The organism is Pseudomonas sp. B21128, assembly GCF_044218865.1.
Classification (GTDB): Bacteria; Pseudomonadota; Gammaproteobacteria; order Pseudomonadales; family Pseudomonadaceae; genus Aquipseudomonas; species Aquipseudomonas iridis.
Window position 1 is genome coordinate 2,814,842 of the sequence record NZ_CP162590.1, and the last position, 12,186, is coordinate 2,827,027.

13 protein-coding genes are annotated in these 12,186 nt (G+C 58.5%); 8 read left to right on the forward strand and 5 right to left on the reverse strand.

Translation table 11 applies throughout. The annotated features are described in order from the left end of the window. Positions 1-2: 2 nt before the first annotated feature. Together AB4P91_RS12445 and AB4P91_RS12450 are read left to right on the forward strand one after the other, a co-directional pair. Positions 3-668, forward strand: a complete 666-nt coding sequence (locus AB4P91_RS12445) for a bifunctional 4-hydroxy-2-oxoglutarate aldolase/2-dehydro-3-deoxy-phosphogluconate aldolase (protein ID WP_150592895.1) — start codon at positions 3-5, stop codon at positions 666-668. A gap of 190 nt (positions 669-858) precedes the next feature. Next, a complete protein-coding gene (locus AB4P91_RS12450; RefSeq protein WP_150592896.1) occupies positions 859-1,584 on the forward strand; it encodes an intradiol ring-cleavage dioxygenase in 726 nt (241 codons plus the stop codon). 5 nt (positions 1,585-1,589) lie between these two features. Here AB4P91_RS12450 and AB4P91_RS12455 read toward each other — a convergent pair whose 3' ends face one another. Then, positions 1,590-2,771 (reverse strand): aminotransferase class V-fold PLP-dependent enzyme, encoded by a 1,182-nt coding sequence (locus tag AB4P91_RS12455; protein WP_395604882.1) that lies wholly within the window; start codon positions 2,769-2,771, stop codon positions 1,590-1,592. Between the two features lie 31 nt (positions 2,772-2,802). Further along, positions 2,803-3,039 (reverse strand): DUF3820 family protein, encoded by a 237-nt coding sequence (locus AB4P91_RS12460; RefSeq protein WP_003227425.1) that lies wholly within the window; start codon positions 3,037-3,039, stop codon positions 2,803-2,805. A 204-nt stretch (positions 3,040-3,243) separates the two neighbouring features. Between AB4P91_RS12460 and AB4P91_RS12465 the strand changes: the two genes are divergently transcribed. Continuing rightward, the gene (locus AB4P91_RS12465) at positions 3,244-3,711 is read left to right on the forward strand and encodes a PA2169 family four-helix-bundle protein (RefSeq protein ID WP_047300134.1); all 468 of its coding nucleotides are present in this window, start codon (positions 3,244-3,246) and stop codon (positions 3,709-3,711) included. Between the two features lie 252 nt (positions 3,712-3,963). On the opposite strand, the gene AB4P91_RS12470 is transcribed toward AB4P91_RS12465, so the two are convergent. Together AB4P91_RS12470 and AB4P91_RS12475 are read right to left on the reverse strand one after the other, a co-directional pair. Beyond that, on the reverse strand, positions 3,964-4,434 hold the full coding sequence (locus AB4P91_RS12470) for a MaoC family dehydratase (RefSeq protein ID WP_003227420.1): 471 nt from the start codon (positions 4,432-4,434) through the stop codon (positions 3,964-3,966). Between the two features lie 42 nt (positions 4,435-4,476). Continuing rightward, a complete protein-coding gene (locus AB4P91_RS12475) occupies positions 4,477-5,421 on the reverse strand; it encodes an alpha/beta hydrolase (protein WP_150592899.1) in 945 nt (314 codons plus the stop codon). 199 nt (positions 5,422-5,620) lie between these two features. On the opposite strand from AB4P91_RS12475, the gene fadD2 reads away from it, so the two are divergent. Next, entirely contained in the window at positions 5,621-7,309 is a 1,689-nt protein-coding gene (gene fadD2, locus AB4P91_RS12480; protein WP_150592900.1) for a long-chain-fatty-acid--CoA ligase FadD2, read from the forward strand. 360 nt (positions 7,310-7,669) lie between these two features. Further along, positions 7,670-9,367, forward strand: coding sequence for a long-chain-fatty-acid--CoA ligase FadD1 (fadD1, locus tag AB4P91_RS12485; RefSeq protein ID WP_150597738.1), 1,698 nt, complete (start codon positions 7,670-7,672; stop codon positions 9,365-9,367). Between the two features lie 361 nt (positions 9,368-9,728). Here the strand turns inward: fadD1 and AB4P91_RS12490 are convergent, their stop codons facing one another. Beyond that, a complete protein-coding gene (locus tag AB4P91_RS12490) occupies positions 9,729-10,106 on the reverse strand; it encodes a hypothetical protein (protein WP_042560592.1) in 378 nt (125 codons plus the stop codon). Between the two features lie 195 nt (positions 10,107-10,301). On the opposite strand from AB4P91_RS12490, the gene AB4P91_RS12495 reads away from it, so the two are divergent. The 3 genes from AB4P91_RS12495 to def all read left to right on the forward strand — a co-directional run bounded on the left by AB4P91_RS12495 (position 10,302) and on the right by def (position 12,150). Continuing rightward, the gene (locus tag AB4P91_RS12495; RefSeq protein WP_150592902.1) at positions 10,302-10,493 is read left to right on the forward strand and encodes a CsbD family protein; all 192 of its coding nucleotides are present in this window, start codon (positions 10,302-10,304) and stop codon (positions 10,491-10,493) included. A gap of 164 nt (positions 10,494-10,657) precedes the next feature. Then, a complete protein-coding gene (locus AB4P91_RS12500; protein ID WP_395604883.1) occupies positions 10,658-11,614 on the forward strand; it encodes a YihY/virulence factor BrkB family protein in 957 nt (318 codons plus the stop codon). Beyond that, complete coding sequence (gene def / locus AB4P91_RS12505; RefSeq protein ID WP_150597740.1) at positions 11,611-12,150, forward strand: peptide deformylase; 540 nt, start codon at positions 11,611-11,613, stop codon at positions 12,148-12,150. Before AB4P91_RS12500 ends, def begins: the two co-directional genes overlap by 4 nt. Positions 12,151-12,186 lie beyond the last annotated feature (36 nt).

Sequence of the window (12,186 nt, forward strand, 5' to 3'; positions counted from 1 at the left end):
CTATGACAACCCCATCCCCGACCGTTTCCATGGCGGACAAAGTTGCCCTGATCGACAGCATCTGCGCCAAGGCACGGATCCTGCCGGTGATCACCATCGCCCGCGAACAGGACGTACTGCCGCTGGCCGACGCCCTCGCTGCCGGTGGTCTGACCGCGTTGGAAGTAACCCTGCGCTCACAGTTCGGGCTCAAGGCCATCCAGATCCTGCGTGACCAGCGCCCGGAGCTTGTGACCGGCGCCGGCACTGTGCTGGATCGCACCATGCTCGCGGCAGCTGAAGCGGCCGGCTCGCAATTCATCGTCACCCCAGGCATTACCCGTGACCTGCTCGAAGCCAGTGTCGACAGCCCGATTCCGCTGTTGCCGGGCATCAGTAACGCCTCCGGGATCATGGAAGGCTACGGTCTGGGGTATCGCCGCTTCAAGCTGTTCCCGGCGGAAGTCAGCGGCGGCGTGGCCGCGATCAAAGCCCTCGGCGGTCCGTTCGGCGAAGTGAAATTCTGCCCGACTGGCGGCGTCGGGCCGGCCAATATCAAGAGCTACATGGCGCTGAAAAACGTCATGTGCGTGGGCGGTAGCTGGATGCTTGATCCTGAGTGGATCAAGAACGGCGACTGGGCCCGCATTCAGGAATGCACCGCCGAGGCGTTGGCGCTGCTGGACTGATCAATACCTGACACTTCGTTGTGTGTTCTACGGCTTTACGGTGCGCTTGGTCGGTGCACCGTTTTTTTTTGCCCACAGAAAACCGCTGCGCTTACGGCAGGCGTGGTTACTCAGCGATACATAGTTACCGCACCGCAAATTTTTCGTGGCGCTAACCTTGCGTTCATCTTATGGAAGAGAGGACGTAGTCATGGAGCGAGATCTCGCATCAACCGCGCAGCAGTCGCTGTATCAACTGGCCCCCGAGCAAATCGCCGGGCCATTCTTTCGCAACCCCAAACTCTTGCGGCGCAACATCAGCGAAGGCGCTGAAGGGGTGCCGCTGATCCTGCGCCTGACCATCGTTGATGCCATGACCGGCGAGCCCGTCAACGGTGCGCTGGTGGATATCTGGCACTGCAACGCACGGGGCGCGTACTCGGGCTGGAGCCGCCTCAATCCGGACGCGGAAGTCGATGTCGCGGCCATCGGCTCTATCCCGCGCACGGATGATGACACTTACCTGCGCGGCAGCCAGTTCTGTGATCACATGGGCCGCGTACGGTTCACCACTGTCTATCCCGGGTTCTATGCCGGGCGTGCGCTGCACATCCATGTGGCGGTGCGCATCGTCGCCGGTCACGAGTACCTGGAGGAGCGCAATGTCGCCTGGGTCGGCCAGCTGTATTTTCCCGAGGTGGTTTCCCGTTCAGTGCTCAATGCCCAGGCCTATCGCGGGCGCGCGTCATTACCGCGGAACAACGGCGAGGACGTTCTCTATGCCAGCCAGAACGGTGAAGCCTCGACGCTGACGGTCTGGCCGATCGGTCGAGAGTCGCACGAGGACGGCTTTTTCGGCCACCTGACCATCGGCATCGACACCTTCGCGGTGTCGTCGCAGATCAAACCCGAGGACTTCGACAAGTACACGGTTTAAGCCAGTCAACGCAGCGCGTTGAGCGCGCGGGTCAGTAACTGCATGTCGGTGGCGGTGGTGGTCACCCCCGGCGTAATGCGGATGCATGGCCCGCACGCGGCGCCGGTGCGCACCACGGTGAACAGCTTGTATTCGTTGAGCAGTCGCTCGGCCATCAACTGTTGATCGTCATGGCGGGTGAAGCGCATCGCCGTGATCCCGCAATACAGTCGCGGATCATCCGGGGTCATGACTTCGATACCGGGCAAGTGGCGCACGGCGCTGACCCAAAGATTGCGCAGGTAATTGAGCCGCGCACCTTTGGCCGCAGCGCCGCCGAGTGAACGATGTTCCTCGAACACCAGCGGCAGCGTCATCAGCGCCGGGATGTTCGGCGTGCTGTACGACGTGCGTGCGCGGATATCGTTGCCTGGGTAATGCATCTCGCCCATGTCCGGATCAATTTCAGCCAGGCGTTGCGGGGCGATGTAGATAAAGCCGAGGGTCAGCGGCGCGCCGATCCATTTGTGCAGGTTATAGCCGGCGAACGAGATACCCATGGCTTCGAGATCGAATTCGATCTGACCCAGCGCATGAGCGCCGTCGAGGATGATATCGACGCCATGTTCCTTGGCCAGCGCAGCAATCGCCTGCACGGGCATCACCAGGCCGGTGCGGTGGGTAACATGGGTCAGCGCCATCAACTTGAGTTTCGGGTGGCGAATGAACGCCTCGCGATACGTCTGCAGCAGGCTGTCGAAACTGGCCGGATGCGCGTGGGCGATTTCGATCACCTCGACGCCGCGATGCCTTGCCAGCCAGCGCATGGCCCCCTTGACCGTGTCGTACTCCAGATCACAGATCAACACCTGATCGCCCGGTTGCAGGCGATTGTAGTTGCGGATCAGCGATTGCAGGCCTTCAGTGGCGTTGCGGGTGAACGCGACACTCTGCGCACGCACCCCGATCAGCTCGGCCAACTGCGCGCGGATGTCGAGGTTATCGTGCTGTTCGAAGCGTTGGCGTACATACACCGAGTTGCTGTTGTTGATCATCTCGATGTTGCGCTGATACTCCTCGATCACCGTGCGCGACATGCGCCCGAAGTAACCGTTCTCCAGGTTTATCGGCGCGGATTGAGCGTCGTAGCGATTGCTGAACGTTTGCCAGAAGTCTTCATCACGGGTGCGGCGGGTGTTATCAGGCATGGTCGGCTTAACTCTGATAGAGAAGGGCGCTTCAGTGGCGCGGGGCAGGTTTGCCGTGTTTGGCGCGCAGTGGTTCGAGCAAGTCCGAGAGGCCGTTGTGGTCGATCTCCTGCATCAATGCCAGCAAGCCACCGAGCTCGCCGTGAGGAAATCCCTCACGGGCAAACCAGTTAAGGTAAGGGCCCGGCAGATCGGCAATGATCCGGCCCTTGTATTTGCCGAAGGGCATTTCGCGGGTGATCAGCAGTTCGAGTTTTTCTGGATTCATCGGTTTTCGTCTGGATTCAAATCAGATTGAAAAATACAGGCATTCTGCATGCAGGCCAAATGACAGATCATGCAAATTACCGAGATACAGATAGTTCATTTATCTTTAAATTGTTGATTTATAAGGGTTTTTAAAAAACAAAAAAGCTGGCACGCACTCTGCAATATCCCTTGCATCTTTCATCAACCCGCAAGGAATTGAAAAATGACCGACGTTAATAAAGAAGCCATCTCTGTACTGAACGACCTGATCGAAACCAGCAAAGACGGTCAGGAAGGGTTCAAGACTTGCGCTGAAGACATCAAGCATCCTGAACTGAAAACCCTGTTCGCGACTCGCTCCGCCGATTGCGCCACTGCCGCTGCCGAGCTGCAAGCTGAAGTTCGCAAACTGGGTGGCGATCCGGAAACCTCCACCAGTGTCAGCGGTGACCTGCACCGTCGCTGGGTCGACGTCAAAGCCATGTTTACCGGCAAAGACGAAGAAGCCGTGCTGAACGAAGCCGAGCGCGGTGAAGACCACGCCCTCAAGGCTTATCGTGAAGCCATCGAAAAAATCAACAAACACAACCTGGTCGGTATTCGTGATCTGGTTGAGCGTCAGTACCACGGCGTGCAACGTAACCACGACCAGGTGAAAGCCCTGCGTAACCAGGCTCGCGCACGCTCGTAAGCGTTCGTAGGCTGAAAAAAAAACGCCAGCTAGTCTGGCGTTTTTTTATGTCCGGGGGGAAAGCCCCTCACCCTAGCCCTCTCCCGGAGGGAGAGGGGACTGACCGAGGTGTCTTGCGCTATACATCGACCTGAATGAACGAGTCGAACTCAGGATTTGAAAAGCACACAAATCTGCTCTCTTTCCCCCCTCGCCCCCTGGGGGAGAGGGCTGGGGTGAGGGGAAAAGATTTTCCTGACACAGCGCAATCATTCAGCCAATGCTAATAGCCGGCAACGTCGGCAATGTCACTGTCTGCTGCTTGCGCGGCGCCAGAATCTCGGCCTCGCCATCCACGACCAACTCATCACGCTGGTTGAACACGCGGGTGGCAATGCGCACGCGAAACTTCGGCAGCTTCTCGAGAATTTCCAGACGTACCGTCAAGGTATCGCCAATCTTCACCGGCTTCTGAAAGCTCATCTGCTGACCGATATAAATGGTGCCCGGTCCAGGCAGTTCGCAGGCCACCGCCGCACTGATCAACGCGCCACTGAACATGCCGTGGGCGATGCGCTCCTTGAACATGCTGGCGGCGGCGAATTCGGCGTCCAGGTGCACCGGGTTATGGTCGCCCGACATCGCGGCGAACAGCTGAATGTCACGCTCTTCGACAGTCTTGCTGTAGCTGGCGGTCTGGCCGACTTCGAGGGCTTCGTAAGGGATGTTGGTAACCTGGGTCATCGGTCTCGATTCCTGTGATGGATTGGATCAATCCACAAAAAATTATTCGCTGCGCTGAGGGCGTGGATGGCTCAGGGTCTGGTCGATCCAGGCCAGCACATCGGCGATCACTTCGTCGCGATTGGTGTCGTTAAACAATTCGTGCCGCGCCTGCGGGTAGATCTTCAGTTGCAGGTTCTGGCTGCCGGCCGAGCGCAATGCATCAGCCAGATCTTTCAGACGTTTGCCATCGCTCACCGGATCACATTCACCACCGATTACCAGCAATGGCAGGCCCGGAGCGATCTGGGCGAGATTGGACGCTTTGCTGATTTGCTGCAAGCCGCCAAGCAAGTCGATCCACAGCTGATTGGTGCAGCGAAAACCACACAATGGGTCGTTGGCGTATTTGTCGACTTCAGCCGGATCGCGGCTCAGCCAGTCGAACGGTGTGCGCACCGGTTTGAATTTTTTGTTGAACGAGCCGAACGACAGCCACTCGATCAGCGCGCTGCGTCCCTTGCCGCCCTGGCGCAGCTTCTCCAGACGGGCGATCTGCCGCGCCGCGCCATAGAGCGCCACCGGTTGGAAGTTCGAGCCACTGAGAATCGCCCCGTGCAGACTGGCGCTGTGATGCAGCAAATAACCCTGGGCGAGGTAACTGCCCATGCTGTGGCCGAGCAGGATGATCGGCACGCCGGGATGCTGCTGGCCGATGTGCTGGTTGAGACTGGCCAGATCACCGATGACTTTGCACCAGCCGTCGTCATCGGCGAAATGCCCGAGGGTGCCGTTATCGGCGGTTTTGCCATGTCCGCGAAGATCCGGGGCGTACACGCCATAGCCTTTGTCGCAAAACGTGTCGGCTAGTCGGGCGTATCGAGCGCTGTGTTCCGCCATGCCGTGGGCCAGCAGGATCACCGCTTTGAGCGGCCCGGGCGGCAGCCAGCGATTGACGTACAGGCGGCTGCGGTCACTCGCGTCCAGCCATAGGGTGTCGTGGGTCATGGCGATTCCTTTGCTCAGCGTCGGCACATTGTATAGCGCGTCTGATCAGCCCACGCCACGGCACGAAGATTCACACGATCAATGAGGACCTCGCCCATATTTGCCTGAATGGCCATAACTGCTAGTGTCCGTGAAGCTCCGCTTTTTCAGAAATGACAGAAAGCGGCCCGGATCGGCTCAGGTAAAGAGGACAAGACCAATGCAACCTGATTTCTGGAATGACAAACGCCCCGCCGGCGTACCGCTGGACATCGACATGGGGGAGTTCAAGTCGGTGATCGAGGTGTTCGAGCGTTCCTGCAAGAAGTTCGCGGATCGCCCGGCGTTCAGCAACATGGGCGTGACCTTGACCTACGCCGAGCTTGAGCGCCAGAGCGCGGCCTTCGCCGGTTACCTGCAGGCGCATACCGATCTGGTGCCGGGGGACCGCATCGCGGTGCAGATGCCCAACGTCCTGCATTACCCGATTGCCGTGTTCGGTGCGTTGCGCGCCGGGCTGATCGTGGTCAACACCAACCCGCTGTATACCGCGCGGGAGATGCGCCACCAATTCAAGGATTCCGGCGCGCGGGCGTTGGTCTACCTGAACATGTTCGGCCAGAAAGTCCAGGAAGTGCTCCCCGACACCGACATTCAATACCTGATCGAAGCGAAGATGGGCGACCTGATGCCCACCGCCAAAGGCTGGCTGGTCAACACCGTGGTCAGCAAAGTGAAGAAAATGGTCCCGGCGTATTCATTGCCGCAGGCGATCTCTTTCAAAAGCGCGCTGCGCATGGGTCGCGGTCTGGGCATCAAGCCGCTGAAGGCCGGCCTCGACGATATCGCCGTGTTGCAATACACCGGCGGCACCACAGGCCTCGCCAAGGGGGCAATGCTCACCCACGGCAATCTGGTGGCGAACATGCAGCAAGTGCGCGCCTGCCTTGCGCAACTCGGCCCGGATGGTCAGCCGCTCCTGCGCGAAGGCCAGGAAGTGATGATCGCGCCGCTGCCGCTGTACCACATCTATGCCTTCACCGCGAACTGCATGTGCATGATGGTTTCCGGCAACCACAACGTACTGATCACCAATCCACGGGACATTGGCGGGTTCATCAAGGAATTGAAGAACTGGAAGTTTTCGGCGCTGCTGGGGCTCAACACCTTGTTTGTCGCATTGATGGAGCACCCGGATTTCAAGACCCTGGATTTCTCCACACTGAAACTGACCAACTCCGGCGGCACGGCGCTGGTGAAGGCGACGGCCGAACGCTGGGAGCAGATCACCGGTTGCCGCATCACCGAAGGTTACGGCTTGACCGAAACCTCGCCGGTGGCGTGCACCAACCCTTACGGCGACCAGTCGCGTCTGGGCACCGTCGGTTTGCCAGTGCCGGGCACACTGTTGAAAGTGATCAACGACGACGGCGTCGAGCAGCCCATGGGCGAGCGTGGCGAGCTGTGCATCAAGGGCCCGCAGATCATGAAAGGCTATTGGAACAAACCCGATGCCACTGCTGAAGTATTGGATGCTGAGGGCTGGTTCAAGTCCGGCGACATCGCGGTCATCGATCCGGACGGTTTCGTGCGTATCGTGGATCGCAAGAAAGACATGATCATCGTTTCCGGTTTCAACGTGTATCCGAATGAGATCGAGGACGTGGTCATGGCCCACCCGAAAGTCGCCAACTGCGCGGTGATCGGTGTGCCGGACGAGCGTTCGGGCGAGGCGGTGAAGTTGTTCGTGGTGGCGCGGGAAAACGGCGTCAGCCTTGAAGAGCTGAAGGCTTATTGCAAGGAGAATTTCACTGCGTACAAAGTGCCCAAGCACATTGTGTTGCGTGAGTCGTTGCCGATGACGCCGGTCGGGAAGATTCTGCGGCGTGAGTTGCGCGATATCGCTTGATCAGTGAAGGTTCGCGCTTTGCGCGGATCGCGGGCAAGCCACGCTCCCACAGGGATCTACAATGCCCCTGTAGGAGCGGGCTTGCCCGCGATGCTTTCAGGGTGCAGCCCCTGAATTTCGGGGGCTTTCGAGGTGTTCTAGGATTTTTGCTCTAAAATGACTGCTAGAAAGTCTTGAGTCATCAATGTGACTGTAGGGGCCGCTTTTGGCTCTAGTCGACCCTCGGCAAAGCTGCTACTCTCGGCGCGCTTTGTGACTTCTCGGCCTATATACAAGCCAGATTCACCAATACAAAACACACACCAATAATAATCGCATCAAATGCGGTGAAGAATTCGCGTTGCTGAGGAGTGGGCTTCCATGATCGAAGACTTTTGGAAGGATAAATACCCGGCTGGAATTGCTGCCGACATCAATCCAGACGAGTATCCGAACATTCAGGCAGTGTTGAAGCAATCCTGCCAACGCTTCGCCGACAAACCGGCTTTCAGCAACCTGGGCAAGACGATCACCTACGGTGAATTGTATGAATTGTCCGGTGCGTTTGCCGCGTATCTGCAACAGCATACCGATTTGCAGCCCGGTGATCGAATCGCCGTGCAACTGCCCAACGTTCTGCAATACCCGGTGGCCGTTTTCGGTGCGATCCGCGCCGGGCTGATCGTGGTTAACACCAACCCGCTGTACACCACGCGGGAAATGGAACACCAATTCAACGACTCCGGTGCCAAAGCGCTGGTGTGCCTGGCGAACATGGCGCACCTGGCCGAAGCCGTGGTGCCGAAAACCGGCGTCAAACACGTCATCGTCACCGAAGTCGCCGACCTGCTGCCGCCGATCAAGCGCTTGCTGATCAACAGCGTCATCAAGTACGTGAAGAAAATGGTCCCGGCTTATCACTTGCCAAAAGCCGTCAAGTTCAACGACGTGCTGAGCAAGGGCCAGGGTCAGCCTGTGGCTGAAGCCAACCCGGACAGCGGTGATGTGGCGGTGCTGCAATACACCGGCGGCACCACCGGCGTGGCCAAAGGCGCGATGCTGACCCACCGCAACCTCGTCGCCAACATGCTGCAATGCAAGGCGCTGATGGGTTCCAACCTTAACGAAGGTTGCGAGATCCTGATCACGCCGCTGCCGCTGTACCACATCTACGCGTTCACCTTTCATTGCATGGCGATGATGCTGATCGGCAACCACAACATCCTGATCAGCAATCCGCGCGACCTGCCGGCGATGGTCAAGGAACTGTCGAAGTGGAAGTTCAGCGGTTTCGTCGGCCTGAACACGCTGTTCGTGGCGCTGTGCAACAACGAAGGTTTCCGCAAGCTGGATTTCTCGGCGCTGAAAGTGACCCTGTCCGGCGGCATGGCCCTGCAACTGGCCGCTGCCGAACGCTGGAAAGCGGTCACCGGTTGTGCGATCTGCGAAGGTTACGGCATGACCGAAACCAGCCCGGTGGCCACGGTCAACCCGATCCAGCACATCCAGATCGGCACCATCGGCATTCCTGTGCCGTCGACCCTGTGCAAGGTCATCGACGATGCCGGTGTCGAGCAGCCGCTGGGTGAAATCGGCGAGCTGTGCGTCAAGGGCCCGCAGGTGATGAAGGGTTACTGGCAGCGTCAGGACGCCACCGATGAAATGCTCGACAGTGACGGCTGGCTGAAAACCGGTGACATCGCGCTGATCCAGCCGGATGGCTACATGCGTATTGTCGATCGCAAGAAAGACATGATTCTGGTCTCCGGTTTCAACGTTTACCCGAACGAACTGGAAGACGTGCTGGCAACCCTGCCGGGCGTGTTGCAGTGTGCCGCCATCGGCGTGCCGGACGAGAAGTCGGGCGAGGCGATCAAGATTTTCATCGTCGCCAAACCGGGCGTCACGTTGACCAAAGAACAGGTGATGGAACACATGCGCGCCAACGTCACCGGTTACAAGGTGCCGCGCTCGGTGGAGTTCCGCGATGCGCTGCCGACCACCAACGTCGGCAAGATCCTGCGCCGCGAACTGCGCGATGAAGAGCTGAAGAAGATCAAGGCGAAAAACGCCGCGTAAACAAGAAGCCCCGCAGATGCGGGGCTTTTTGTTGCTGAAGGATTTGGCTTTCGGCTTGAGGAATATGTGGCTACTTGAAACCAGCCCCTTACCCCAGCCCTCTCCCAATGGGAGAGGGGGCAGATCTTCATGCTTTTCAAATCCCGAGTTCGACTTGATCTCTCAGGTCGGCGTAGCTCATCCAAACGCCTCGGCCAATCCCCTCTCCCAATGGGCGAGGGGAAGGGGAGCCAATCGGGGGCATTTCAGAACCTGAGTTCGACTAGATATTTCAGGTCGGTGTAGCTCATCCAGACACCTCGGTCAGTCCCCTCTCCCTCTGGGAGAGGGCTAGGGTGAGGGAAGAGGGCGTTCCCCTGTCTCACTGCCGGAACGGCGCGAAATTCACGTTAGTCCCCGTCGGACGCATGTCCTGCAGATACGAATCCTTGTCCGCACTCAATTCCAGGCTCAACGCAGCCTTGCGCTTGCCTTCATTGCGAATCACCAGCCCTTCGAGCTTCTCACGCAGAAACACGGTCGGCACTTTCAGGTGCAGCAGTTCGTCGGTAGCCGGTGTGTGCATCAGCAGGTGAATCCACTCGTACTGACCGACGGCCAGGCGCGCCACCGGCAGGTCGAACCACCAGATGTTGCGGTTACGGTTCAGTTCGGCGAAGTGGCAGTTGTTGACGCCGAGCACGGCACCGCCCAGTTCCTGGTTTCTACGGGCAATGGCCAGCTTTTTATCGAGTTTCATAACATTCCTGCGGGATCGGATATCTGGCGCACGGCGCCCATAGGTGCGCATTCTCGGGGCTGGGCGAGCAAACATAAAGCCCAACCTGCACGCCGCGACGAAATGAGCCGCCAAAAATAAATGAAACTTGGCGCAAACCCGACCAGTCAATCATTACGTACTGACTTTCCCCTCATTGCACCAAGGAGAAACACCATGAGTAGCACAGGCGATAAAGTAAAAGGCATGGCCAACGAAGCCGTCGGCAACGTCAAGCAAGGCGTCGGTAAAGCTACCGACAATGACAAGCTGCAAGTCGAAGGCAAAATCCAAGAGAAGAAAGGCGAAGCCCAGCAAGAAGTAGGCAAAGCCAAAGATGCAGTGAAGAACACTGTCGACAAGGCGTAATCCGGCCTTGAACAAACGACACGAGCGGCCATCCAAGGATGGCCGTTTTTGTGTCAAAAGCCTGCGGTTATCCTGCAAGGGTCGCCAAACAGGCTACCGTGATGTAAAAAACGGCCCCTGAGTCGCCACGACTTCAACCTGTATTGCGGCGAAAGGAGACGCGAATGATTTTTCCGAACATGAAAGGTCTGCCCTTGCACCGGGTGATGGTGCGCACGGTCACAGAGTTCATCGACGACGAGATGTCGACCTACGCCTCGGCACTGGCCTACCAGATGCTGTTCTCGCTGTTCCCGTTCATCCTGTTTCTGATTGCCCTGATCGGTTTCCTGCACCTGCCGGACTTCTTCTCCTGGCTGCGCCTGCAGTCGGAGCTGGTGCTGCCGCCACAAGCGCTGGAGCAGGTCAACCCGGTAATTGATCAGCTGCAGCAGTCCAAGGGCGGCTTGCTCTCGGTGGGTATCGTCATTGCCCTGTACACCGCGTCTGCCGGTGTGCGCCTGATGATGAGCGCAATGAACGCCGCCTATGACGTTGTCGAAGGCAGACCTGTCTGGAAGCGCTTCCCGCTGTCGATCGTCTACACCGTCGGCATTGCCGGCATGTTGCTGGTGGCGGCGGCGCTGATGGTGCTCGGGCCGCAGGTGATGGGCTGGATCGCCGCGCAGGTGGGGCTTGAGGAATTCATCGTCACCCTGTGGACCATCGCGCGCTGGCCGGTGATCGTGATTCTGATGATGGTCGCCGTGGCACTGATCTACTACGTGATGCCGGACGTCGAACAGGAGTTTCGCTTCATCACACCGGGCTCGGTCTTGGCCGTGGTGGTATGGATCATTGCCTCGTTGGGCTTTGCGTTTTACGTCAAAACCTTCGCCAACTACAACGCGATGTATGGCAGCATCGGGGCGATCATTGTGCTCTTGCTGTACTTCTACATTTCCGCAGCCGTGTTGCTGCTCGGCGCGGAGATGAATGCGGTGATCGAGCACATGTCGAACGAAGGCAAGGACGCGGGCGAGAAAGTCCCCGGCGAACTCGATGAAACTCCCAAACAACACGTCTCGGGCCTGGGTCGCGATCACTCGATCAAGCCGGACACTGACGAAGCCAGATCATGATTCGTGAAATTCTGAAAATGGGCGACGAGCGCCTGCTGCGTATCGCCCCGCCGGTTCCGCCGGAAATGTTCGACAGCCCGGAGCTGTGGCAACTGATCGACGACATGTTCCAGACCATGGAAAGCGTCGGCGGCGTCGGCCTGGCCGCGCCGCAGGTCGGTGTCGATCTGCAGCTGGTGATCTTCGGTTTCGAGCACAGCGAACGTTACCCGGACGCCGAAGCGGTACCGCAGACCATCCTGATCAATCCGCTGATCACGCCGCTCAATACGTTGACGGAAGAAGGTTTTGAAGGCTGCCTGTCGGTGCCCGGTTTGCGGGGCGCAGTGGATCGCTTTCAACTGATTCGCTACGAAGGCTTTGATCCGAAGGGCGAGCCGATTGTGCGGGTCGCTTCAGGTTTCCATGCGCGGGTGGTGCAGCATGAATGCGACCATTTGATCGGCCGCTTGTACCCGTCGCGGATTACTGATTTCAGCAAGTTCGGTTTTACCGAAGTGATCTTCCCCGACCTTGATCCCGCAGCGGACGAATAAACCGAGTCCACAATAATCCCCTGTGGGAGCGAGCAG